Annotated in this window: 18 protein-coding genes; 14 read left to right on the plus strand and 4 right to left on the minus strand. The window is 61.7% G+C overall.

Annotated elements, in window-relative coordinates:
* The first annotated feature begins 23 nt into the window (after positions 1-23).
* The 3 genes from NKH35_RS14810 (at position 24) to NKH35_RS14820 (ending at position 4,203) form a co-directional block, all read left to right on the plus strand.
* The gene (locus NKH35_RS14810; RefSeq protein ID WP_023732839.1) at positions 24-2,738 is read left to right on the plus strand and encodes an ABC transporter transmembrane domain-containing protein; all 2,715 of its coding nucleotides are present in this window, start codon (positions 24-26) and stop codon (positions 2,736-2,738) included.
* A 34-nt stretch (positions 2,739-2,772) separates the two neighbouring features.
* Positions 2,773-3,240, plus strand: coding sequence for a cyclic nucleotide-binding domain-containing protein (locus tag NKH35_RS14815; protein WP_023672144.1), 468 nt, complete (start codon positions 2,773-2,775; stop codon positions 3,238-3,240).
* Positions 3,241-3,351: 111 nt separating this feature from the next.
* Positions 3,352-4,203, plus strand: a complete 852-nt coding sequence (locus NKH35_RS14820; protein WP_023687624.1) for an MBL fold metallo-hydrolase — start codon at positions 3,352-3,354, stop codon at positions 4,201-4,203.
* A gap of 1 nt (position 4,204) precedes the next feature.
* On the opposite strand, the gene NKH35_RS14825 is transcribed toward NKH35_RS14820, so the two are convergent.
* Positions 4,205-4,963 carry a polysaccharide deacetylase family protein gene (locus NKH35_RS14825; protein ID WP_023687625.1) on the minus strand — a complete coding sequence of 253 codons (759 nt, stop codon included), beginning with the start codon at positions 4,961-4,963 and terminating at the stop codon, positions 4,205-4,207.
* A complete protein-coding gene (locus NKH35_RS14830) occupies positions 4,960-6,048 on the minus strand; it encodes a glycosyltransferase family 4 protein (RefSeq protein ID WP_023732840.1) in 1,089 nt (362 codons plus the stop codon). The genes NKH35_RS14825 and NKH35_RS14830 overlap by 4 nt, the downstream gene beginning before the upstream one ends.
* A 74-nt stretch (positions 6,049-6,122) precedes the next feature.
* Here NKH35_RS14830 and NKH35_RS14835 point away from each other — a divergent pair, with 74 nt between their 5' ends.
* The 7 genes from NKH35_RS14835 (at position 6,123) to NKH35_RS14865 (ending at position 15,694) form a co-directional block, all read left to right on the plus strand.
* A complete protein-coding gene (locus NKH35_RS14835; RefSeq protein ID WP_352915123.1) occupies positions 6,123-7,301 on the plus strand; it encodes a DUF3095 domain-containing protein in 1,179 nt (392 codons plus the stop codon).
* A 303-nt stretch (positions 7,302-7,604) separates the two neighbouring features.
* On the plus strand, positions 7,605-8,945 hold the full coding sequence (locus NKH35_RS14840; RefSeq protein WP_023672139.1) for an adenylate/guanylate cyclase domain-containing protein: 1,341 nt from the start codon (positions 7,605-7,607) through the stop codon (positions 8,943-8,945).
* A 152-nt stretch (positions 8,946-9,097) separates the two neighbouring features.
* Positions 9,098-10,993 (plus strand): ABC transporter ATP-binding protein, encoded by a 1,896-nt coding sequence (locus NKH35_RS14845; protein WP_023672138.1) that lies wholly within the window; start codon positions 9,098-9,100, stop codon positions 10,991-10,993.
* Positions 10,990-12,888, plus strand: a complete 1,899-nt coding sequence (locus NKH35_RS14850) for an ABC transporter substrate-binding protein (RefSeq protein WP_023715726.1) — start codon at positions 10,990-10,992, stop codon at positions 12,886-12,888. Before NKH35_RS14845 ends, NKH35_RS14850 begins: the two co-directional genes overlap by 4 nt.
* 2 nt (positions 12,889-12,890) lie before the next feature.
* Complete coding sequence (locus NKH35_RS14855; RefSeq protein ID WP_352915126.1) at positions 12,891-13,889, plus strand: ABC transporter permease; 999 nt, start codon at positions 12,891-12,893, stop codon at positions 13,887-13,889.
* A complete protein-coding gene (locus tag NKH35_RS14860) occupies positions 13,886-15,067 on the plus strand; it encodes an ABC transporter permease (RefSeq protein WP_352915129.1) in 1,182 nt (393 codons plus the stop codon). The genes NKH35_RS14855 and NKH35_RS14860 overlap by 4 nt, the downstream gene beginning before the upstream one ends.
* Before the next feature lie 147 nt (positions 15,068-15,214).
* Positions 15,215-15,694, plus strand: a complete 480-nt coding sequence (locus NKH35_RS14865; protein WP_023672134.1) for a class I SAM-dependent methyltransferase — start codon at positions 15,215-15,217, stop codon at positions 15,692-15,694.
* A gap of 15 nt (positions 15,695-15,709) precedes the next feature.
* On the opposite strand, the gene NKH35_RS14870 is transcribed toward NKH35_RS14865, so the two are convergent.
* Entirely contained in the window at positions 15,710-17,125 is a 1,416-nt protein-coding gene (locus NKH35_RS14870; protein ID WP_023698120.1) for an adenylate/guanylate cyclase domain-containing protein, read from the minus strand.
* 298 nt (positions 17,126-17,423) lie between these two features.
* On the opposite strand from NKH35_RS14870, the gene NKH35_RS14875 reads away from it, so the two are divergent.
* The 3 genes from NKH35_RS14875 (at position 17,424) to NKH35_RS14885 (ending at position 20,273) form a co-directional block, all read left to right on the plus strand.
* The gene (locus tag NKH35_RS14875; protein ID WP_352915132.1) at positions 17,424-18,245 is read left to right on the plus strand and encodes a hypothetical protein; all 822 of its coding nucleotides are present in this window, start codon (positions 17,424-17,426) and stop codon (positions 18,243-18,245) included.
* A 136-nt stretch (positions 18,246-18,381) separates the two neighbouring features.
* Positions 18,382-18,900, plus strand: coding sequence for a GNAT family N-acetyltransferase (locus tag NKH35_RS14880; RefSeq protein WP_352915134.1), 519 nt, complete (start codon positions 18,382-18,384; stop codon positions 18,898-18,900).
* Entirely contained in the window at positions 18,900-20,273 is a 1,374-nt protein-coding gene (locus NKH35_RS14885; protein WP_031195611.1) for a hypothetical protein, read from the plus strand. Before NKH35_RS14880 ends, NKH35_RS14885 begins: the two co-directional genes overlap by 1 nt.
* A 20-nt stretch (positions 20,274-20,293) precedes the next feature.
* On the opposite strand, the gene NKH35_RS14890 is transcribed toward NKH35_RS14885, so the two are convergent.
* The gene (locus tag NKH35_RS14890) at positions 20,294-22,057 is read right to left on the minus strand and encodes an adenylate/guanylate cyclase domain-containing protein (protein WP_352915138.1); all 1,764 of its coding nucleotides are present in this window, start codon (positions 22,055-22,057) and stop codon (positions 20,294-20,296) included.
* Positions 22,058-22,347: 290 nt separating this feature from the next.
* Here NKH35_RS14890 and NKH35_RS14895 point away from each other — a divergent pair, with 290 nt between their 5' ends.
* Entirely contained in the window at positions 22,348-25,632 is a 3,285-nt protein-coding gene (locus NKH35_RS14895; RefSeq protein WP_352915140.1) for an adenylate/guanylate cyclase domain-containing protein, read from the plus strand.
* Positions 25,633-25,637 lie beyond the last annotated feature (5 nt).

The following is a 25,637-nucleotide window of genomic DNA, read 5'->3' on the forward strand; positions in this document are numbered from 1 at the left end:
ATCCTTCAAACTGACAATCGCATATGGAAACCAGCCTAGCCCGCTATATCTGGACGCACACCAGGAAGCAGCAGCTCTGGATATTGATGATCGTCGTGCTTTCGATGGTCCCGTATTTCATGTCGTTCGACCTGCCGAAGCTGATCGTCAACGGCCCGATCCAGGGCAAGGGGTTCGAGCAACCGGGCGCGACCCTGCCATTCATGCGGTTGCACTATAACCTGCCGTTCATCGGCGAGGTCCAGTTCTTCTCCGGTTTTCAACTGGACCGCACCTCGACCCTGCTTGCGCTCAGCCTTGTGTTCCTCTTGCTGGTCGTCATCAACGGCTTGTTCAAGCTCTACATCAACACTTACAAGGGCCGGCTCGGCGAACGCATGCTGCGGCGTATTCGTTTCGATCTGGTCGATCGTGTGCTGCGGTTTCCGCCGGTTTACTTCAAGCGGGTGAAATCCGCCGAAGTGGCGACCATGGTGAAGGACGAGGTGGAGCCGCTGGGCGGCTTCATTGGCGATGCCTTCCTGCAGCCGGTGCTGCTCGGCGGCCAGGCGCTGACGGCCATGCTGTTCATCATGGTCCAGAACGTCTGGCTCGGAATGATAGCGGTCGTGATCGTGGCGATCCAGATCGTGCTTATCCCGCGAATGCGGCGGCGGCTGCTCGTGCTCGGGCGCCAGCGGCAGTTGACGGCGCGCGCGCTTTCAGGCCGGGTTGGCGAAATCGTCGACGGCATCGGCGCGGTTCACGTCCACGATACGTCGAACTACGAGCGCGCCGACATAGCAGCCCGGCTCGGGCTCATCTTCAAAATCCGCTTCGATCTTTACCAATGGAAATTCATGGTAAAGTTCCTCAACAATTTTCTCGCGCAGCTCACGCCCTTTCTGTTTTACATGATCGGTGGCTATCTGGTCATCCAGGGGCGGTTGGATGTCGGCCAGCTCGTGGCCGTGATCGGCGCTTACAAGGACTTGCCCGGACCGATGAAGGAACTGATCGACTGGGATCAGGACCGGCAGGATGTCCAGGTCAAATATCAGCAGGTCGTCGAACAGTTCACCGTCGAGAATATCATCGCGCCGGAAATCGGAGCACTGACGGTCGACGATCCCGATCCGATGACCAAGCCGCTGTCGGCGGTCAGCCTGTCGATAGCAGACGATGGCGGCGCAATGCTCCTCAATCGCATCTCGCTCGAGGTCAAGCCGGGTGAGACGGTGGCGCTGGTCAGCACCGCAACAGGGGGAGCGGAGGCGCTTGCGGAAGCCTTTGCGCGGCTGACCTGGCCGGACAGCGGAAGGATCGTTTCGGGCTCCGATGACTTGCTCGATCTCCCCGAAGCCGTGACCGGCCGGCGCATGTCCTACGCTTCGTCGGATGTTTTCCTGTTCCAGGCAAGCCTGCGCGACAATTTGCTCTACGGGTTGAAGCATGCGCCGCTGACATCGGTGACATATGACGGCGCCGCGGCGGACCAGCACCGTTGGAATATCGACGAGGCGCGCCGGTCGGGCAATCCGGATCTCGATATCCGCAGCGATTGGATCAACTATGCCTCCGCCGGCGCCACCGGCCCGCACGACCTCTTCGAAGCCGTGCGCCGGGTGCTCGACGCGGTTCTTCTGTCGCGCGACATTCTGGATCTAGGCTTGCGCTCTTCGGCCGACCTCAAGCGCCACACGAAGCTTGCCGGGCGGATCGTCGAATTGCGTGCGGCGCTGCGAACCCGGTTGGAGGAAGAAGGCCTGAGCGCGCTGGTGGTTCCTTTTGAACCGGGCGCCTACAACAAGGAAGCGACGATCGGCCAGAACCTGCTCTTCGGCGCTGCGGCCGGCCCCGAACTGGCTCACAAGGCACTGGCGTCCAATCCCTATTTTGCTTCCGTGCTGAAGCAAGCCGGCCTCGACCGCACGCTCTACGAAATGGGCATGGAGATCGCCGAACAGGCGATCGAGCTGTTTGCCGACCTGCCGCCCGAACACCAGTTCTTCCAGCAGCTCGCCTTCATGAGCGCCGAGGAGATACCCGCCTACGAAACCTTGCTGCAACGGCTCAAGAATCGCCCCTACGATGCGGTTTCGGAGAACGACCGCGCCATGATGGTCACGTTGAGCTTTGCCTATATCGAGCCCCGGCATCGCTTCGGCCTCTTGACCGACGAGCTGATGAGCAAGATCATCGCTGCACGCAACCAGTTCTATGAAAACCTGCCGGCCGAGCTGGAGAAAGCTGTCGAACGGTTTGACCCTGCCAAATACATCGCCGCGGCCACCGTCATGGACAACGTCCTGTTCGGGCGTGTCGGCAACAACCATCCCGACGCGCCGGACCGCATTCGCTCCATCGTCTATGATATTCTTGACGAACTGGGGCTTTATGCCGAGCTTCTGGATGTCGGCCTGGACTTCAACGTCGGCGCCGCCGGCAGGCGGCTGACCGGCGGACAGCGACAGAAGCTCGATGTTGCCCGCGCCTTGCTCAAGCGTCCCGATTTCCTCATTCTCAATCGGCCGCTGTCGGCGCTCGACCAGCGCGTGCAGGACAAAGTGTTGCGGAATGTGCTCGACGAAGCCAGACGCGACGGCCATTCGCCGGCAATTGTGTGGGTGGTGACGAATCCGGCAATGGCGACGATGTTCGACCGGGTTGTGGTCTTTGACTCAGGCCAATTGGTGGAAGACGGAACACACGAGACACTCTTGGCGGGAAACGGTATCTTCAAGGAACTTGTGTCATAGTCTGGCAAACGCGAATTCAGGAAGGTTTGCGACAATGCTGCTCAAGGATGAAGTTGGAATGCTGCAACGCGTTCCCTTGTTCTCTGGCATCGAGCCGACAAAGCTCAAGCTGCTCGCGTTCACGTCCGATCGCGTGAACTACAGTGCCGGCCAGATTCTTTTCCGGCAGGGCGACGAGGCAGACGCCGCCTATGTCATCCTTTCTGGCAGCGCGGATATTCTGGTCGATTCCGACAATGGGCCGATCAAAGTTGCCGAATTGCTGCCAAATTCGATCGTTGGCGAGATTGCCATATTGTGCAACAGCTCCCGTACTGCCACCGTCAAAGCGGCAAGTGAGCTGGAGGCCTTGAGAATCCGCAAGGACCATTTCCTGAGGCTTATGAAGGAGTTTCCCGAAATGACCATCGAGATATTGCGGGTTCTTGCCGATAGGCTAAGCAGTACGACCGCGGACCTGATCGACGCACGAACGGCCGAGAGCGATTCACAGTTGCACTGAAGCGGCGAGCCGCTCTGTTTCTTTGTTTGGATGCAGTTTCCGGAACCGTGTCACACCTTTCCTGGAACGACTCTGGCAGCAGTTGGTTGGCTACGATGGGCGAAAGGGTGCATGGACGACGATTTCTTCCTTGTCAGGTTTTGGGGCGTGCGCGGCAGCATTGCGGTGTCGGGGCCAGAATTTGCTCGCTATGGCGGCAACACGATCTGCATCGAGATGCAATGCGGCAATCATACGCTTCTGTTCGACGCGGGCTCCGGCCTGCGGCCTGCCGGCAGGACGCTTCGAGCGTCGGGCGTCACCGATTTCGACCTGTTTTTTACCCATTGCCATTACGATCACATCATCGGGCTGCCGGCTTTCAAGCCTATTTATGAACGAGGCATCAAAGTTACGCTTTGGTCCGGGCATCTCGCTGGACGCATGACGACGCGGCAGATGGTCGATGAATTCATTCGGCCGCCATGGTTTCCGGTGACACTCGGTGTCTGCAAGGCGAGCCTCGACTGCCGCGATTTCGCATCCGGAGACCTGCTTCGGCCACGCGAAGGAGTTGTTGTACGAACCGGTAGTCTTACCCATCCGGGCGGCTGCATCGGCTACCGGGTCGAATGGGGGGGCCGCGTCGTGGCGGTCATCACAGACACCGAGCACGAGCCGGGCAAACTCGACCAGGCGGTGCTCGGCCTGATCAGAGATGCCGACCTCGTCATTTACGACTGCACCTACACCGAGGAGGAAATGGAGCGCTACCGCGGCAACGGGCACTCGACATGGCAACAGGGCGTCAAGCTCTGCGAGGCGGCCGGCGCGCGCGGGCTTGCGCTGTTTCACCACGATCCGGCACGCACCGACGATGAGCTGGACGAGATGGAGAAACTGGCCAAGGACAGGTTTGCCGGCGCTTTTGCGGCGCGGGATGGCCAGACGCTCACATTTCCAGTCTTGCACAAAAAGCGCTGAGCTATTTTCCGGCGCTGCGTTCGGTCAATGTGCTGATCGGAAGCCATGCGCAGGCTTCGGTCCGCGCGGTGATCGTGAACAGCCGTTCGAGGAAAAGCCATGCCGATTCATCATGGACGAGATGGTGGGTGAGCAGGCCGACCGGTTCGCCGCCGTCGAATGCACGCTGCAATTGCGCGACGATGGCCTGAACCAACAGACCATGATCGCGGCAGCCGCGCGTGCCATGCCAATCCATGATGTCGACATTGCTGTTGATGACCGCCAAGGAAGCCGGCCTTGGCGGCCCGAACACCGACAATGCCGCAAATCCTATCGATCCGAGGTCGGGTACCAGGCCGGCGTCGATCCGGTTCCAGGGCGGCACCAGCATCGGAACCGCACGTGCGCCGTGCAGGCCGGTTACACGCGACAGCCCGCCGGCCAGCTCATCCAGCACCACCTCGCGTGGCCGATGCGCGCCGAGCTCCTGCTTTTTTTGACCCTCGGGCGCATGATTTCGGTGCGCCCAGCCATGAATGGCGACCGTGGCATGCGGCGCGGCGTCAAGCCGGACGACAAGCTTCCCGTCGGTCTGGGCCGGAATGACGGCCAGAGTGACCGGAACCGCGAAGTCACCGGTGAGGTCGAGCAACCGATCGAGCGCCGGCGTAGGATCCACGGCGTCATCGTCGCGCAGCCAGAACTCTGCCTTGCGGCCCGCCCGTTGCCGGTGCGCCAGCTCGTCCACCAGGGGCTGCCAAATCGGGTCGGATGTCATGACAACGGGATCATCTTGAGAAGTTCCGCCAGACGGGCCTTTGCAGCACCGAGAGAGCGTTCTTCGAGAACGAAACGTCTGGCCTCTGCAGCCATGATGGTTCTTTCGTCATTGTTGGCCAGAAGCCTTGCAATTGCGGAAGCGAACGCCGCTACATCGCCTGGCGGGGTGAGAAACCCGGTCTGGCCATGCCGCACGACCTCCGGCACGCCGGCAACGTCCTGAGCCACCACCGGAAGGCCGGCGGCCTGTGCTTCAAGATAGGCAATGCCATAGGCCTCGCCGTAACCCGGCCAGACGTAGATTCCCCCGCGATAGAGGACATCCGGCACGGCGACCGGCTCAATCGCGCCAAGCCATTCGATACGGTCGGCGGGCAAGCCGGCGAATTGCGCCTTTACCTCGTCACGGGCAGGTCCGTCCCCGACGACCGACAGCGTCCAGGGGAGGTGGCCGATCAACCCGAGCGCCTGCGCCAGCATGCGATAGCTCAAGACCTTGTCGCCCGGGCGCATCATGGCGACGGTCACGAGGCGCGTCGGATAATCCAGTACCGGCATTTCGTAGAATGCCGATGTGTCGATGAAGGGTGAAAGCATACCGAGAGCGGCGTGGGGAACAGCATCCGCCAGCCCCTGGCGATCCCTTTGCGTGAAGCAGATGTTCAGCGCCGCCTGCTCTATGGCTCGCGCCACCAATGCCTGGCTATCGGCCCACGAACCGGCGTTGCGCCGTTCGGAATAGGAGGCTTCGGCCGTCACATAGGGGACGGCAAAGGCCAACGCCAGCTCGGGCCCGATCAGGTCGGGCGCCTTGTAGTAGGGATGATAGGAGAACCAGAGATCGGGCTTGCCGTCGCGGTCCCAAAGCCTTGTCAGTCGCGCGGCTTCGTCCCGGGCCTCGATCATGAGCGCATCGAAACTTTTCGGTTCCGGCTGGCGTAGATAGAAGCGCAACTCCGATGCCAGTTCGACGCTATGCCCGCCATGCTGCAGCGCCTGGACCAGCATCCGTGCCATCTGGCGGTCGCCGGAGACAACGGGATGATTGGGCGACTTCAGCGGGGCGTAGAAGGCAATTCGCATCGCGCGATCCTATCATCGCAAAGCCTGCCCAAGTCAATTTCGAGGCATGATCGACTTCACCTTCAAGCGTTGGAATGTGCTATCTGATGCTTATGGAAACAGCTGTCGCGTCCGACCCGTTCGTCGCTTCTTTGCCGGTCTTCGCAAAGTTCGAAAGCGTTGCCGATATCGACAACTATCGGCCTCTCCCCGATGGCTGGGCGCTGGCCACCGCCGACATCGTCGGCTCGACCAAGGCGATCGAAGCCGGGCGCTACAAAACCGTCAATATGGCCGGCGCCAGCGTCATTTCGGCGCTGCTCAATGCACTGGGCCGGCAAGATCTTCCCTTCGTCTTCGGCGGCGACGGCGCGCTCGTGGCGTTTCCCGGCTCGGCGCTGGAGATCGCCCGTAACGCGCTGGCTTCTGTCCAGAGATGGGTGGCGGACGAACTGGACCTGACCTTGCGTGCCGCAATCGTGCCGATAAAGGACATAAGAGCGCAAGGCCTCGACGTTCGCGTGGCGAGGTTCCAGGCCTCTGAAGCAGCCTTCTATGCCATGTTCGCCGGCGGCGGCGGCAGTTGGGCGGAAGCCGAAATGAAAGCCGGGCGCTACCGCGTCGACCCCGCCCCGGCCGGCGCGCGGCCGGATCTGACCGGCCTCTCCTGCCGCTGGAACCCGATCGAAGCCCGGCATGGCGAAATTGTCTCGATCATAGCCGTGCCCGGGGCATCGCGCGACTTGCGTGGTTTCCAGTTTCTGGCTTCCGACATCATCACCCTTGCCGGCAGGCAGGAGCGCGATGGCCACCCGGTGCCGGTGGACGGTCCGGCCTACAGTCTCTTGCCCGCCGGTCTCGATGTCGAGGCACGGGCCACGGCGCCGCCGGGGCGGCGGTGGCTGGCCAAGCTGTGGGTGATCTTCCTGATGACGCTTACGGCCGTCACCGACAAATTGGGCTGGACGATCGGCGGTTTCGATCCGAAGGTCTACAAGCGCGAGGTGGCCAGCAATTCGGATTTCCGCAAGTTCGACGACGGCTTGAAGATGACCATCGACGTCGACGCGGATGTGTTGCAGCGGATCGAGAACCGGCTGAAAAAAGCGGAAGAGGCCGGCATCTGCAACTATGGCCTGCACCGCCAGAAGTCGGCCTTGATGACATGCCTCGTCATCTCGCCGCTGCAGCGCGATCATGTTCACTTCATCGATGGCGCCGCCGGCGGCTATGCAATGGCTGCCGCAAGCCTGAAGGCGAAGGCGCCGGTCTGATGACGGCTTGGGGAATCGATTTTCCGCAATGCGCCGCGGCCATGGTTCTTGGGACCCGGCGAGCCCAACGGTGCCTGAGCCGACCAATTATTTGCGCGATGTCAGGATCGGGATTGCACTTCGCCGGCAGCCTCGCCACATAGTGTTGCAGGTGATTTGTGCGGTCGACGTCTGCTTGCTTCCTGCAAGGACAGTCATTCGGGATATTCTTCGCCGGCTTCTGCCCCCGAAGCCGGCTTCATTGACTTCGAGAATTTTGCGGATCAAAGGAGATGGCTCGTCTTCGACGGGTTTCGAGATAGCATGAGCACAGCGCAAGCAGAAATTTCCAACATTCTCATGGATAAGGTTGCCGATTGGCTGACCCAATCGGCGCTGGCGGGCGACGACCTGGAAACATTGGTCAAGGGTTTTTGTGAACGGCTGGCTGCTGCCGGCCTGCCGCTGAAGCGGGTGCATTTGAGCTTTTCGATGCTGCATCCGCTTTATGACGCGCTCGGTTTCACCTGGATTCGCGGCCAAGGCCTGGAAGTGGAAGGCTTCCGGAGTGAGAACGGCGTCCATTCCGACAGATTCCTAACCAGCCCATACTACCATCTGCTCAGCAACAAGCTCGACCATCTGCGGCGCCGGCTCGACCCGTCGGTGCGGTCGGAGTTTCCTGTTTTCGATGAGCTCAGGCTTATGGGCGTCACCGATTACATGGCTTTCGTCCATCCCTTCAACGGCGATACAAGTCAGGGCATGTTGGGGTCCTGGTCCACCGACAGTGCTTCAGGCTTCAGCGACAGCATGATTTCGGCGCTGCTGCGGATCCAGAACCATCTCGCCATAGCAAGCAAGATGGCGGTGCTCACCAAGCTTGCCGACAACATGATGACCACGTATCTCGGCGGTGACGCCGGCAGGCGCGTGCTGGACGGCCAGATCAAGCGCGGCGAGGGCGACACAATCCGGGCCGCGCTGGTGATGGGCGATATGCGCGGGTCGACAAGGCTCGCCGAAACCTCCGGCCGCGAAGTCTATATCGATACGCTGAACCAGTTTTTCGATGCCATCGCAGCACCATTCAATCGCAAAGGCGGGCAGATCATGAGTTTCCTGGGGGATGGATTCATTGCCGTCTACCCCTGCGAAAGGCACCGCGCGCAGTCAGAGATCGCCTGCCAGGCTGCTCTTGCGGCTGCGCACAAGGCCAGCATGCGCATGATGGAGCTCAATCTGCGCAGAAAAGAGCAAGGACTGGGCGACATAAAATTTGGTATCGGCCTGCATGTCGGCAATGTGATGTTCGGCAATGTCGGGCTTACCGACCGACTCACATTCTCGGTCTTCGGCTCGGCTGTAAACGAGGTCCAGCGTCTCCAGACCCTGACCAAGAAATATCCGCACAGCGTTCTCGCCAGCAAGGACTTCGCCGGCTATTGCGGGGCCAACAGTTGGCTGACGCTCGGCGAGGAGGAACTGGCGGGCAGCAAGCAGAAGCTGACGGTGCTTTCACCCGATCTGTCGGGTGCTCTCGCACTCGATGAAGACGCTGCGCTGCAGCCGTTTCACGATCGGATATCGGACGCCGAGCAGGTCATGCTGCTTCATCGCGATGCCGCGCGGCTGTCGGCGGGCGACCGGAGGAAGCTCCAGTAGTCACCACCATCCGATCTGGACGCCCTGGTATGCTGTCCGGCCGCCGGTCGCCGGGGAATTCGTTTCGAATCCAAGTTGCTCTGCGCTGACAATGCGCTAGTCTTGCTTTTTTGGGGCCGGTCGGGAGGCGCCAGATTGGGGCTGGTGTGGGAATGGATGCAGGCGTTGATCTGCTGCGGATCGAGGATGTTGGCATCTCTTTTGCCATTGTCGGGGGACCGTTGCATGCCGTCAGGCGGGCAAATCTTCGCGTCCTGCCCGGCAAGGTCACCGCACTTGTCGGTGAGTCCGGTTCCGGAAAATCGGTTCTCAGCCAGGCCGTGATGGGCATCTTGCCGAACACGGCCCATGTTCGCGGCCGTATCCTGTTTTCCGATCCCAAAAAGCCCGGCACGACGCAGGATATCCTGCAGATGCCGCGCGACGGACCCGAAATCCGGGCGTTGAGAGGCAGCCGCATCGGCAAGATCTTTCAGGAGCCGATGACATCGCTGTCGCCGCTGCACACGATCGGCAACCAGGTCAGCGAATCCCTGCAGATTCATACGCACATGGATCGGACGGAGCGCAAGGCACGGACCGAGGAAATGCTCGGCCTCGTCGGGTTCCCCAATCCCAAGCGCGCCTACGACATGTATCCGTTCGAACTTTCGGGAGGATTGCGGCAACGCGCCATGATCGCCATGGCGCTTATCTGCCGGCCCGCTCTGTTGATCGCCGATGAGCCGACGACGGCGTTGGACGTCACCATCCAGGCGCAAATCCTGCAATTGCTGCGCGGGCTTCAGACCAAGCTCAACATGGCAATGCTGCTGATCACGCACGACCTCGGGGTGGTTGCCAATGTCGCCGACGAGGTGGTGGTCATGTACCATGGCGAGATCATGGAAGCGGGCCCTGTGGAGGCAATATTCCGCCGGCCAGGCCACCCTTACCTGAAGGGCCTCATGGCAGCCGTCCCGCATTTCGACCTGAAGCCTGGCGAAAGGCTGAAGGCGCTCCGCGAGGTGCCGGTGAATGTCGGGACCCTGCTGGGCAAGCAGACGGCGCCGGAAGCGAAGGGGCCGGACGACATTCTGCTGTCGGTCAGGGATCTGAAAAAGGTCTACACCATCCGCAACTCCGGATGGTTCAGCGGGAGCCATCAGACCTCTGTTCGCGCCGTGGACGGCGTCAGCTTCGACATCAGGCGAGGTGAGTGCCTGGGCCTGGTTGGCGAAAGCGGCTGCGGCAAAACCACCGTCAGCAAGATCCTGATGCGGGCCGTCACCCCTACCGGCGGCTCCGTGATCTTCAACGGCCGCGACGGACCGATCGACGTCCTGGAAGCCGAGGGAGACGCCCTGCGCTTGCTGCGGGCGAAACTCCAGATGGTTTTCCAGGATCCGGTCTCGTCGCTTTCGCCTCGCATGACCGTGGAAAACATCTTGAGCGAGCCGCTGGAAATCCATCAACGTGGCAATGCCGCGTCCCGGCTAGCCACAGTCAAGAGCCTGATGCAGGCAATCGGGCTCGATCCGCGCTTCATCCAGCGTTATCCCCACAGCTTCTCCGGCGGGCAGCGTCAGCGTATCGGCATTGCGCGCGCCTTGGCGCTGGGGCCTGAACTGCTGATCTGCGACGAGCCGGTTTCGGCGCTCGATGTCTCCGTGCAGGCGCAGATCCTGAACCTTCTGAAGGACCTGCAGAAGGAACTGGGCCTGACATACCTGTTCATATCCCACAATCTGGCGGTGGTGGACTACATGGCGGACCGCATCGCGGTGATGTGCGGCGGGCGTATCGTCGAGCTTGCACCGCGCGAAATTCTGCTCAGGAAACCGATCCACCCCTACACGCGCTCGCTGCTCGCCGCAGTCCCTTTCCCCGATCTCGACCGGCCCATGGATTTCAAGACGCTGAAGCTCGGCGGCGCTTCCGACACCAGCGCATGGGGCCCGCAATTCCGCGACGAGGGCGAAGAGGATATGCTGTCGCCGCTCGATCTCGGCGGCGGCCATCTCGTGCTGGCCCGACGTTCGGCCGATGTCAGCGAGTTACGCCATTGATCAGCCGCCGCATTGTCCTTGGTCTCATGGCTTCGGCATTTCTGCCGGGCACGGCGCGCGCCGGCGATCTGGAGCCGGATTTTCTTCAGCCGCAGCTGAAAGCCAGGGCTCTGCCGCCGCTCGCGGAGCGCCTGCCCAAGAGCCCGCGCGCGTTGAACCTCGCGGCGATGGGCCGGCAGCCCGGCCAGTATGGCGGCACGCTGCGTACGATCATCGGCAGCCAGAAAGATATCCGGATGATGACGATCTACGGGTATTCCCGGCTGGTCGGCTATGACGAGAAGCTTAACTTTCAAGCCGACATTCTCGAAAGTTTCGACGTAAAGGACGATCGCGTCTTCACGTTCAAGATTCGTGAAGGCCATAAATGGTCAGACGGCAGCCTGCTGACGCCGGAGGATTTTCGTTATTGCTGGGAAGATGTCTGGCTGAACGATGAGCTTTCGCAAGGGGGGCTCGCCCCTGCCCTGCTGGCGGACGGCAAGCCGCCACGTTTCGAGATCGTCGATCCGTTGACGGTCCGCTACAGTTGGGACGCGCCCAATCCCGACTTCCTGCCCAAGCTTGCCGCTGCTTCGCCGACACCGCTTGTGTTGCCGGCCGCCTATCTCAAGCAGTTCCACAAGAAATATCAGGATCCATTCCGGCTCGCCGGCCTGATGAAGGAGAACCGGACCGCGAAATGGACGCTCCTGCATATCCGCATGTCGCGGCAGTATCGCCCGGAGAACCCGGATCTGCCGACGCTCGACCCCTGGCAGAACCGGACCAAGCCGCCGGCCGACCAGTTCATCTTCGAGCGCAACCCGTTCTTTCATCGAACAGACGAGAACGGCCGGCAACTGCCCTATGTCGACCGGATCATCATGAATGTCAGCTCGTCGGCGATCATCTCCGCCAAGACCGGTGCGGGCGAGAGCGACCTGCAATGCATGGGAATCGACTTCAGCGATTACTCCTTCCTGAAGGACGCGGAGAAGCGCTACCCGGTGAAGATGCATCTGTGGAAACGCACACAGGGTTCGCGGCTGGCGCTCATGCCCAATCTGAATTGTGCCGACCCGGTGTGGCGTGGCCTTTTGCGTGACGTGCGCGTGCGCCGCGCCCTTTCGCTCGCTGTGGACCGGCGCGAGATCAACATGGCCGTCTTCTACGGATTGGCGCAGGAAAGCGCCGATACGGTCTTGCCGGAGAGCCCGCTCTACCGGCCGGAATTCGCGAAAGCCTGGGTCGCCCACGATCCCGACCAGGCCAATGCACTGCTTGACGAGGTCGGGCTTCAGGCCCGTGACGATGACGGCCTGCGGCTACTTCCCGATGGACGCCCGGCGCAGATCATCGTGGAAACGGCCGGCGAAAGCACGCTGGAAACCGATGCGCTCGAACTCATCACCGATCACTGGCGCAAGATCGGCATCGCTTTGTTCATCCGGACTTCGCAGCGCGACATCTTCCGCAGCCGTGCGCTTGGCGGCCAGATCCTGATGTCGATGTCGTCGGGCATCGACAATGGCGTGCCGACCGCCGACATGAATCCATACCAGCTGGCCCCCACCATCGACGACCAGCTGCAATGGCCGCTCTGGGGCGCTTACTATCTGTCGCATGGCAAGATGGGTGAGGCGCCCGATGTTCCTGAAGTGGTCGAGTTGATGGCTTTGCTCAAGCGCTGGAACGGATCGACCCAATCCAGCGAGCGCGCCGAAATCTGGAACTCGATGCTGTCGATCTACACCGATCAGGTGTTCTCTATCGGTACGGTGAACGAAACACTTCAGCCAATTCTGGTATCGTCGCGGCTGCGCAACCTGCCTGACAAAGCACTCTACGGCTACGACCCGACCTCCTATTTCGGTGTCTATTTGCTGGACACATTCTGGCTTGGAGGCTCCTGAGCGTGCTTCGATATCTTGTCTGGCGCATCGCCGTGATGGTTCCAACGCTGCTGGTCATATCGGCGCTGGTGTTCACCATCATCGAACTTCCACCGGGCGACTATTTCGACAGCTATGTCGCCGAGCTTCGGGCCCAGGGCGAAGCGGTGGATTCCGACCGCATCCAGATAATGCGCAAGGAATATGGTTTCGACCAGCCGCCGGTCATTCGCTACTTCTACTGGGTGGGCGGGATGCTGCACGGCGATTTCGGCTATTCCTTCGAATATGAGCTGCCGGTTCGCGACGTCGTCGGCGACCGAATGTGGCTGACCGTGCTGGTTTCCTTCGTCACGATCATCTTCACCTGGCTCATCGCCTTTCCGATCGGCATGTACTCCGCCACGCATCAATACAGCTGGGGCGACTACGGCCTGACTTTCTTCGGCCTTCTCGGCCTTGCCATTCCGAATTTCATGCTGGCGCTGATCCTGATGTATTTCGCCAACATCTGGTTCGGCACGTCCATCGGCCACCTCATGGACCAGCAATATCTCGGCGAGCCGATGAGCTGGGCCAAGGCGAAGTCGATCCTCGCCCATCTCTGGATCCCGGTCCTGATCATCGGCACCGGCGGCACGGCGAGCATGATCCGGCGGCTGCGCGCCAATCTGCTCGACGAACTGCACAAGCAATATGTCGTTACGGCGCGCGCCAAGGGCCTGCATCCGTTCAAGGCGCTGGTCAAATATCCGCTGCGCATGGCGCTCAATTTCTTCATTTCCGACATCGGCTCGATCCTGCCGGCCATCATCTCCGGCGCTGAGATCACGGCTATCGTTTTGTCTTTGGAAACGACCGGGCCGATGCTGATCAAGGCGCTGCAAAGCCAGGATATGTATCTGGCAGGGTCATTCCTGATGTTCCTCGCCTTCCTGACGGTTATCGGCGTGCTGATTTCCGACCTGGCGCTGGCACTGCTTGATCCACGAATTCGTTTGCAGGGTGGCAGCACCAAATGAAGCAGGACTCGCCGCTGCCCGCTCCGGGTGCTCCACTGCAACACTACATTTCCGGCGCGCCCTTCGACCTGCAGTCGGTCGAGGCGATGACGCCGGAGCAATCGAAGGTCTTTCAGGCATCGCAGTTGCGGCTGATGTGGTGGAAATTCCGCAAACACCGGCTTGCGCTTATATCCGGCATATTCCTGGCAGTGCTGTATTCCGGGATACTTATCTGCGAGTTCCTGGCGCCCTATAATCTGCACTCGCGCAACATGGACTACATCTATGCGCCGCCGCAGCACGTGCACCTGTTCCACAATGGCGAGTTCGTCGGGCCGTTCGTCTATGGCCGCCAGATGACGCTGGATATGGACACGCTCAAGCGGAACTACATCGAGAACCACGACGACGTTCAGCGGCTCCGTTTCTTCTGCCAGGGCGACACTTATCGGTTCTGGGGCCTGATCGCAGGTGACAGGCATTTTGTCTGTCCTGCCGAGAACGGCCAACTCTTTCTGGCCGGCACCGACAGGCTGGGGCGCGACGTGCTCTCACGCATGATCTATGGCGCACGCATTTCACTGACTATCGGCCTCGTCGGCATCAGTTTCAGCTTCCTGCTCGGCATCGTCATCGGCGGGCTGGCCGGCTATCACGGCGGTATCTTCGACCTGATCGTCCAACGGATAATCGAAGTCCTGCAATCGATTCCCAGCATTCCGCTATGGCTGGCCCTGGCGGCGATCATGCCGATAACCTGGAGTCCGATCCTGATCTATTTCGGCATCACCGTCATCCTCGGGCTGCTCGACTGGACCGGACTGGCGCGGGCCGTGCGTTCAAAGCTTCTGGCCTTGCGCGAGGAGGATTACGTTCTGGCGGCGCAGTTGATGGGCGCCGGAAGCAGCCGCATCATCAGGCGGCATCTCATTCCCGGCTTCATGTCGCATCTGATCGCGACGGCGACGCTCTCCATCCCTGGCATGATCCTGGGCGAAACGGCGCTGAGCTTCCTCGGGCTCGGCCTGAGGGCGCCGATAACCAGCTGGGGCATCCTGCTCACCGAGGCGCGCAGCGTCAGCGTGATCGCGTTCTATCCATGGCTGCTTTTGCCGATGCTGCCGGTCATCCTCGTTATCATGGCGTTCAACTTCCTCGGCGACGGCTTGCGGGACGCCGCAGACCCCTACAAGTGATATCGCTGTTCCACCGCGCGGCCTGCCGAACACTCCACCCGGTATGACGCTTGTCGGCGGCCGGTTGCGTTATTGCAGGGTTCGTCGTTCGCCTTTATATGCAGCAAGCCTCGATCGGGGCTGCTGGTTCAGGACACACAATCGCATATGAGTCGCCTCGATAATTTCATCAGCAGGATGACCGCGCAGCGCGACATTCTCAATCGAATCTGCCCCGAGGTGGCGAAGATGGAGGGGCTTGTGCTTGAGCTCGGCCTCGGCAATGGCCGGACATTCCACCATCTGCGCGAGCTTCTGCCCGGGCGCCGGATCGTGGTGTTCGACCGCGAAGTTGGCGCGCACACTAGCTCAATTCCCGAAGCTGAAAACCTCGTGCTCGGCGAAATACGCGAGACGGGCCGCAAGTTCATTGGCATCGAAGCCGCCCTTGTTCATGCCGACATTGGCACCGGCTATGACGATCGCGATGCAGTGACCGCTACCTGGCTTCCCGATCTGATTGCGAGCCTGCTTCGCGTCGGCGGCTTCGCGGTCAGTGGCACGCCGCTCGATCACCCGCTGCTGCAACACCTCCCGGCGCCCACTTCGGAGCCCGCCGACCGTTATTTCCTCTGCAAGCGCGTGTGAGCGGTAGAGAACTCTTCAGGGGATCGTATAAACCGCAATCTCCCGCTCGATGCCGCGCAGCGAGACCTCGTGCGGCACGGGCGTCAGCGCGTTCCTGTGCAACAGATCGGCGGTGAGATTATCGTCGACCACCGCACGCGTGGCGAAGATCGCCTGTGCGTTGGCGAGGTTCTGGACCCGCGAAGCAATGTTGACCGTCTGGCCGAAATAATCCTGCCGCTCGTTCATGGACACGGCTATGCAGGGGCCGGCATGAACACCGATCTTGAGCAGAAGGTCCTCGCGCCCGCTTTTGTCATTGAGCGCCCGCATGGCGTCGCGCATCCGCAGCGCCGCGGCAATCGCACGGTCAGGCGTCGCGAAGGTCGCCATCACCGCATCGCCGATCGTCTTCACAACCGCGCCTGCCTCCGCCGCGACGATCTCGTGCAGAACCTGGAAATGCTCGCGCACGAGATCGAAGGCTGAAAGATCGCCCACCCGCTCGTAAAGCTCGGTCGATCCGCGCAGATCGGTGAACAGGAAGGTCAGGCTGGTGATCTTCAGGCGCTGGTTGATATCGAGCGTATCCGTGCGATAGAGATCCCGGAACGTCTGGTTGGTGAGCAGGCGCTTGGCGGTCACGAAGGGCCGGCGCTTGCCCAGGAAATCATGCAATACCGGGCAGGCGATGAAGACCGTCGGCAGCACGCGCGTGTCGGTCCTGTTTTCCAGCGAAATGCGCAATGGGCCGGGTTGCATCTCCAGCGTCTGGCTCTGGACATGGTCGCGGTCGAAGGCCAGAGAGAGGTTTCGCCGCTCTTTTGCCGGTTCGCCCTTCGCGTCGATGAACTGGGCCGAATGCGTGACCGGCTCGAAGATGATGATGAATTGGGGCGGAAGCTGGATGTGCAGAACCGCCTTTTCACCGGGCGCAAGCTCGATATCTTCCAGCGAGAACGCTTCCATCTTTTCCGCCAGATCCTCGTCCGGCAGATCGGCCCCGGACGCCCAGTAGATCTGGCGGTAATATTCCACCAACGGCAGTTCGTGTGGATTGTGGGCGGCAATCCTGCGCACGCGGGGACTGACGGTGAATGTCACCTCGACCATCTCGTCGAGGGTCGGCGAATAGCCCTGGGAGCACAGCGCGCAGGTGTATTCGTCCTTCTGCATGGTTTTCAGCGTGGCGTTGGTGTCGAGCACGCCGCCACAGCCGGGGCACAGAACATTCCAGGAAATGTCGAAGATGCCCACCCGCGCTGCATGGAGAAAGGCGCTTATGGTGCGTTCCTCGTCGAGGCCATGCTTGCTGGCGAAGGCCAGCGCATTGATGCGGCAAAGTTCGCGGTCCTTGCCCTCGGCGATGGTTTGCCGGATTGCGTCGATTGCCTGCGGATCGACATCGGTCGATTGCCGCAGAAGCGAGAACAGATCCTGAGCTTCGGTCATCGTGCAGGCTCCGGAAATTGCGCCGCTAGAGCATGATGCCGAAAGGTGTGAAGCGGTTTTCGGACGACATCATGCTCTTCCTGATTCAGAGGCGGATTCAGATTTCAGGTCGGACAGACCTGAAATCATCCGGCTCTAGGCGTGTTGGCCGGACCGATCTTCGACCCGAACGCTCCATCATACTGCTAAACGGACCGGACGGCCATTCGAATGGACAAGCCTGGTGACAGGTCAATTTCCATTTGTTGAATTCCAAACTATGATAGCCCATGGGGCATTCATCTCTGGGGTTTTCTCCATGCCGACACGCGACAACCCGCCATTTCCGGCGGCCCTGCGCCTTTTCTCGGCGGGGGTCATCATCGTCCTGATCGTCGGGGCCGGCCTGTTTTTCGCGCCTGCGCTGGTCAAGCCGCGCTGGCCCTGGGCCGTCACGCCGTTCAATGCCCGCTTCCTCGGCGGCTTCTACACCGCCGAAATGGCAGTGATGGCGGCGCTGCTGGTCTGGAATCGCTGGTCGCCCGGCAGGCTCGTGCTGGTCATGGCCTTCATCTTCACCGTCATCGTGTCGGCGGCTTCGTTCATCAATCTCGGTTATTTCAACTTCGAGCGCAAAGCCCCCTGCCTCTGGTTTCTGGTCTATCTTGCGTCAGCCGCGGTATCCGGGCTGTTCCTGTGGCGGGCAAGGGCCCGCCCTTCTGCAAAAGGCGTGATCTTGAACCCCGCATGGCGCGCCTACCTACCGGTGGAAATGACGATCCTCGGGGCCTACGGCGTCGGCCTTTTGCTGTTTCCCCTGACATTCGGTGGCTTCTGGCCATGGCCGATCGATGCTTTTCACGCCCAGGTCTACAGCGCCATCTTCCTCGCGGGTGCAGGCGGCACCTATCTCGTCTGGAGAAGTGCGCCGCGTGAGGAATTGCTGGTGCTCGGCCTGGCGCAGTTTCTGGTTGGCCTGCTTGCCGTCCTTGGCCTCGTCATCACCGACGCCGCCGTGCACCGGATCGACTGGACGGCGGCCGGGACATTGTGCTGGCTCGCCCTTTTCGGCTGGATCGGCGTCAGCGGTATCCTCAAACTCTACGCCGCCCCCCGGCATTTTGCCGCGCAATCGGCATAGGTCGCAGAGACGGCTGGATTTTCAGGTGACGTCCGGTGCATCGTTCCGGGCATATTGCCTCTGTCCTTTGTTCTGACGCAATTCCGGACGGAAAACCGCTCACACTTTTCCTGGAATTGCTGTAGCCGGAAAAGCCATGACCAGCACGCCACCCCTAGAGAAAATCCAGCCGCAGCTCCGGGCCGTCCGGCCAAGCGATGCCGAGGCGCTTTGCGCTATCTTCAATATGCCGGGCTTCCGCTGGGGCACGCTCAGGATGCCGTTCGAGATGGTGGAGCAGGTGGAGCGGCGCATCGCCAAGTCCGGCCCGGAAACCACCTGGATCGTTGCCGAGTTGGACGGCAAGGTTGTCGGCCACGGCAGCCTGGTCGCGCAGGGTTCGCCGCGCCGCTCGCATATCGGCGAGATCAATATCGGCCTCGACGATGGCTTTGTCGGCAGAGGCATCGGCTCTGCCATCCTTGGCGAGCTGCTCGACGTGGCCGACAATTGGCGCGCCCTGAAGCGGGTCGAATTGAGCGTCTATGCCGACAACGAACCGGCCATCCGTCTCTACACAAGCCACGGCTTCGAGGTCGAAGGCCGGCATGTGAAGGCCGGTTTTACCGACGGGCAGTACCACGACCTCCTGAGCATGGCCCGGCTGCGGTTCTGATGACCACCGTCCCTGCCCTTGCCCCTCCGGTGGACATTTTGGCCGTGCTGTCGCTGCTCTGCCCGGAGGTCGTGCGTGACATCGAGCAGAACTGGAATGCACCGGTTTCCGATTATGCCCGCCATCTGTGGCGGCCGGTGGCAAGGCCTGGATCGGCCCCGTCGATTGCTGCCCGCTCGATCCTGCGCGACGTCCTGCAGCAGCGCCTCGGTGCGATCATGCAGCCTGAAGCGATCGGCAAGGCCCTCAACGAATTCGACCACAGACCGGTTATCCAGTCCGGCCTGCACTGCCTGCTTCTGATGGATCGCATCACCTTCGATGCCCTGCTGCTTGCCTGGCTCGGCGCGGTCGAAAACAGGCTGTCGGCTTTTTTCGGCTTCATGGGAACGACCATGACCATGGAGACAACCGGCCGGGAGGGGCCGGGATGGCTCGATGTCGGCGACGACAAGGTCAATTTGTTTGGCATGGGGCGCCACAAACTGTGCCGCAAAAGCGCCTGCGCGGCCGGTCCCGTCGCCCTCAACGGGCGCGCGCTCGAAACGGTGGGCAATGAGACGGATGCCAGAAGCTGGCTGGGCACGCTGCTTGCCAGCCAGGACAAGGTGTTTGCAACCGCCGCCGATGCGCTGACAGAACTCAACGAGGATCTGGTCGCCGATTGGGATCGTTCCGGCATGGCTCGGCCGGTTTTCATCGATGATAGGCTGGCCGCGACTGTCGTGTCGCGGCATCTGGAAGATGAAGGCAGCCTTCTTTCCAGGCTGCTCCTCGAGCCCGCAAGGCGCCGGCGTCTCGACCATGCCTTGCAAGAAGCCGCATCGGGCCCATTTGGCAGGTTCCTGCCCAATGCCACGGACTATTTCTGGGGCATCCGCGAGCAGCGCGTGCGCAAGCTCGTCCTCGAGAACGGGCGGCTGATCGAGCCTGACAGGCCGCATGGTCTTTCCATCCCGTTCGAGCGGCCGCATCTCCAGCAGGCACTGCTGGACGGCCTGCTTTTGCCGGACTTGTTCCTGATGTTCCTTGCCCTTGCCATATTGCCGCGCGTGCGGGTTGTGGGCGGCCTGAGACAGATTGGCTATGTCGCGCTTTTCCACTCGATCCTGCTGGCTGCGCTTGATGAAAACGCGCCAGAAGAGCGCGATCTGGCCGCCGAGCTGCAGGTTCGGGAAAATGCCTGGGGCATGCGGGTCATCGATGAAAAGATCTCGGTCCGCGAGCAGCTTGCCGGACTGCCGGAAGGGGCGCTGTTCCCGGACCTGCTGCGGCAATACCGGTTGCGGACATTTGCCGAGACGACCGATGACCTGAAACCGGTTCGCGAAAACGCCCGATGGCGCAAGATCGGCCGGGCCTCGGGCCTCTGATCCGGCCGGGCTTTAGCCCGTCATTGCACCACGCCGGCCTTGCGGAGCCCCTCTACCATCAGTTCGAAATCGGCAGGGTTCTTGTAAGGCAAGACCTTGCGACGGTGTTCCAGCGAATAGGCGGGATTGACGCGAAGCAGGTCCTGCCATGCCGTATGGGCCTCCTCCAAACGGCCCAGATGGCCGTAGCATGCGGCCAGAAGCGCACGCGAGACGTCGGTGACAGCGTTGCGAGCCAGCCGTTGCAGCAAGAGGTCGACGGCCTCTTCGTACCTTCCCAGTTGAAACGATGTCAAAGCCTGGAAGTGCAGAAGCACATCCGGAAAGTATGGATTCAAGGTCTTTCCCCGGGCGAAACTCTCTAGCGCCTCCGCGGGTCTACCCGAATAATACAGCGCCTCGCCGCGGGCGACGTGCGCTTCGGCGAAGTTCGGATTGAGGGCTATCGCGCGCTCGACCTCGCCGATGGCTTCATCGTGCCGCCGTGTGTAAAGCTTGGCCGATGCCAGCGCCCAGTGCGCCCAGGGATCGCTGTCATCCAGCGTTACCGCTCGCGTTGCTGCCTCTTCCGCTTGCGCCATCGAGTCCGACGCACCCCACCTGTTGAGGTAATCGAGCCCGTACGTGAGGGCTAGGAAAGCGTGGGCAGAGGCAAATTTCGGGTCCAGTTCGATGGCCCGCTGCAAGAGCTCGCGGGCCGCGACGTTCGTGTCCTTCGTCAGCCGGTGCCACAGCTCCCGGCCCCGCAGGAAACAGTCATACGCCTCCGGGTTGCGCTGGTGTTCGGGCGCCAGCCGCAGACGGTCATCCTCGGTCAGATTGAGCGCCAGCGCACCGACGATGTGCTGCGTCACGTCATCCTGCACGGCGAATATGTCAGTCAGATCGCGATCGAACCGCTCCGCCCAAAGATGGCCGCCTGAGATTGCATCGATGAGCTGCGCGGTGATGCGTACCTTGTTCCCCGACTTGCGTACGCTGCCTTCAAGGACATAGCGCACGCCGAGCTTCGTGCCGACATCCTGCACATGGACGTTCTGGCCCTTGAAGATGAACGACGAATTGCGAGCGATGACGAAGAGCTGTGACAGTTTGGACAGCGCCGTGATGATGTCTTCGGAGATGCCGTCGGCGAAGTAGTCCTGTTCGGCATCACCGCTCATATTGGCGAACGGCAGCACGGCGATCGACAGTTTCGGCGGCGCTGCCGCAGCCGGAGGGCTCGTCGGGGTTTGCGAGGTCACGGCCACCTTGGCCCCGGCGCCGACCTGCAGCGAATACACCCGGATCGGCTCGGCGATGTTCTTGAGCTGTGTGCTGCCGAGATCGCTGACCGAGAGGTCAAGCCTGGCCTTGACGTGGCGATAGGCATCCTCGGACAGGCAGATGGCGCCGGGCGCCGCAACGCCCTCCAGACGCGAGGCGATGTTGACGCCGTCACCCATCAGGTCGCCATCGCTCTCTTCGACCACGTCGCCCAGATGGATGCCTATCCTGAACTCGATGCGGCGCTCCTGCGGTACGCCGGCATTGCGCTCAACCATACCGTTTTGAATCTCAACGGCGCAGCGCACGGCATCGACCACACTGCGAAACTCAACCAGTGCCCCATCTCCGGTACGCTTGATAACCCGCCCGTGGTGCACTGCAATGATCGGATCGATCAGGTCGCTGCGCAGTGCCCGCAACCGCGCCAAGGTACGATCTTCGTCCGCGCTCGCGAGCCGGCTGTATCCGACCACATCTGCAGCCAGGATTGCGGCCAGCTTACGGTTCTCGCTCATGGGTCGCCTCCTCATCTCCATCATAGCAGGAAGACGGCGGGACGAGGAAATTTTCGCAAATCACGGCCACGCAGCCGCCCGTATCGGCAGTGCTCCACCGCCGAACCCAGACCGATGCCCATTTGCGCTGCCGCTTGCCGGTTGACGACTATCGGTTCATCCTTGTGAATACCCCGGCCGTGACGAGCGTGGCGAGATCACGCGTCATGGCCCAAGGTCAAAGAGATAGAGCATGATGTCGTCCGAAAACCGCTTCACACTCTTCGGCATCATGCTCTGGTGAGGTGTCCATGAACTGCTCGGGCTGCGGTTTCGAGATCGAGGGCGGTTACGCCTTCTGTCCGAAGTGTGGCCGCCGCCAGCCCGTGCCATGCGCCAGTTGCGGCTACGCCTGCGCACCTGATTTCGAGTTCTGTCCTAAATGTGGGGCAAGCGTCGGTGCGTCCGCAAAAGCAGCCGAACGGCCTGCTCCGACACCAAGCCGCACCATTGCGCAGCCCTCTCGAGCTCCATCGCCGAACATCGAAAGCGAAGAGGGGCCGCATTCCGTCTCCGACGCCGATCGACGAACGGTAACGGTGCTGTTCGCCGATCTCTGCGGCTTCACGACACTCAGCGAGCAGCTCGACCCCGAGGTCATGCAGGCGCTGCAGAACGAACTGTTCAAGGAATTGACGGCGGCCGTGCAAGGCTTTGGTGGTGTCGTCGACAAATTCATCGGCGACGCTCTGCTCGCCTTATTCGGTGCGCCGGTCGCGCATGAGGACGATCCGGAACGTGCGCTTCGAGCCGCTCTCGACATGATCGCCCGGACGGCGCGGCTCGGTGAAAGCACCCGCCACTCCGGCTCGCCGCTGCTGCTCCACATAGGCATAAACACGGGTCCGGTCGTTACTGGCGGATTGGGCATCGGCACCGCCAAATCCTATTCGGTGACCGGCGACACGGTGAATACGGCGCAACGCCTGCAATCGCTGGCTGCACCGGGTGAGGTGCTGGTGGGCGAACTCACGCACAGGCTGACCCGGCATGCCTTCTCGTACGAGTCGCTGGGCGATGTCGTCTTTCGCGGCAAGGCTGGCAGTGTGCTCGTCCACCGACTGGATGCACCGCTTGCGGCGCCGCGTGCAGCGCGCGGGCTCGAGGCGCTCGGCCTCAGTGCGCCCATAATAGGTCGTGATGCGGAGCTCAACAGAATGCTGGCGAGCCTTGACTTGGCGTGCGGCGGCTCGGCCCAGCTTGTCCGCCTCGTCGGCGAAGCCGGTATCGGGAAGTCGCGGTTGGTGAAGGAGTTCGTCGCCCGCCTCGGCGACGAGGATCGTTTTCGCAACGTCGCCGTGCGGCAGGCCACGTGCTCACCGCTGGGTGAACAATCATTTGGCGCCCTGGGTGCAGTGGTGCGCAGCGCTGCCGGGATGATGCAAAACGACAATGGGGACGAAATGCGGGGCAAGCTCGCAGCCTTGCTTGCCGATCTCGGCCTGCAGGGCGAGGAGGCGAAGCGGCTGATGCCTTTGCTCTACCATGTGCTTGGCCTCGGCGACCCCGATGCCACCTTGCAGCATGTCGAGCCCGAGCAGCTGCGGCGGCAAATTCTCTACGCGGTCCGCACAATCATGGAACGGCGGCTTGCGTTGTCGCCGCTGTTGATTGTCGTCGAAGACCTGCACTGGGCCGACTCCGTCTCGCTCGAGGCACTGCGTTTCGTGATGGACAGACTGGAACGCACGCGGCTGATGTTGCTGGTCACGCATCGTCCGGCGTCGGACAACGACCAACTCGACTCAAGTCGGGTCAGCCACACAGCGCTCAGGCTTTCGCCGCTCGACAGCGATGACGGACGCCGCCTGGTGGCGGCGCTTTTCGGCGAGAGCTGGGTAAACGCCGCAGGAGGGCTTCTCGACCAGATCCTCGAGCGCGCGGGCGGCAACCCGCTTTTCTTGGAGGAGATCGTTCGCGGCCTTATCGATCGCGGTGTATTGGTGCGCGAGGGCCAGCAATGGCGGACCGTGGCAGGCGAAGTCGCAACCGGCATCCCCGCCACGATCCAGGCAATGTTGCTTGCTCGCGTCGACCGGCTGCCGCAAGAGGTGCGCCGGTTGGCCCAGGAAGCCGCGGTAATCGGCCCGCGCTTCGATGCCACGCTTCTGAAAGCCGTGGCAGCCGACCCCGGCCGACTGGAAGCGGGCTGCGAACTGCTTTGCGATGCGGAAATCATCGAGGAAGTTGCCGGATCAGGCTCGGTCTCGTCGCAAAGCTACCGCTTTACGCAAACATTGCTGCAGGACGTGATCTACCAGAATCTGCTCCTGCAACGCCGGACCGACATCCACCGCCGGGTAGGTGCCGCCCTGGAGCAACTGTGCGGCGACAAGCCGGAACGGTTCGAGGATCTGGCCGTGCTCGGTCATCATTTCGCTCAGAGCGCCGAGCGGGAGAGGGGCGCGCATTACCTGCAGGCGGCGGGAGATCGCGCTCGCATGATATACGCCAATGACGACGCCCTTCGTTTCTACGAGCGAGCACTGACTGCGTTGGGCGCGATCGGGCAAACACCGCTCAAACTGGCAATTGCAGAGCGCATTGCCGATTTGAGCGGCCCGGCAGGCCGCCGCGAGATTGCACACCGCCACTACGAGGCGGTGCTGCAGGCCTATCGCGAGTCAGCCGATCGTGTCGCGGCGGCGCGCGTTTTGCGCAAGATCGGTCGGCTGTTTTGGGACGTGGGCAAGCGGGACGACGCGGAATCGCGCTACGCTGAAGCGGCAGCGCTCCTCGATGGAGCGGATGCCCCGATCGAGCAGGCGCATCTCTGGCAAGAACGTGGCCGACAGGCGTTCCGCAGCGGAGATCACACTCTCGCGGCAAAATGGGCAGACGCGGCGCTGGATTGCGTACGCTCTCTGACAACGGAACATGTCTCCGATGATGCCACCCTCGTGACCGCCGAGGCACTTAATACCAAGGCTGTTGCGCTGGCTCGCCTTGGGCGAAACCATGAAGCCGTGCGTGAGGTTGAGCGCAGCATTGAATTGGCCGAAGCCGCCGGTCTGCTGGGCGCGGCCTGCCGCGGCTACACCAATCTCGGGGTGCTCTACACGACCATCGATCCGGCGAAGGCGATGGAGGTCTGTCGGCGCGGTCTTGAAGTGGCGCGACGTATTGGCGATTTGGGTTTCCAGGCGCGCCTCCTCGCCAATCTGGCGGTAGCTTGTTGTACTTTCACGGATCGCTGTCCAACGGAGGGCGTGCCTGCTGCCGAGAAGGCCATCGAGATTGACCGGGCGCTCGACCAGCGCGAGCACCTGCCAGTGCCGTTGATCGTGCTTGGGCAGATCCACCAGTGCAACGGCCATCCGGAACTGGCGATCGGCTTGTTCCACGAAGCACTGGAGGTAGCCCGCGAAACGGGCGAGCCCCAACTGCTGTTTCCGTGCTATGATGGACTCGCAACGCTTAATCTCGACCTCGACAATCTGGCCGAGGCCGAACGCTACTTTTCCCTGGCGCAGGGTATATGCGCCCAGCACGGGCTCGACCCGGAAGCGCTTGTGGTGCTGCCTTTTCTCGACTAGCCGGG

The sequence above is a fragment of the Mesorhizobium sp. M1143 genome, from assembly GCF_040318435.1.
Lineage (GTDB): Bacteria > Pseudomonadota > Alphaproteobacteria > Rhizobiales > Rhizobiaceae > Mesorhizobium.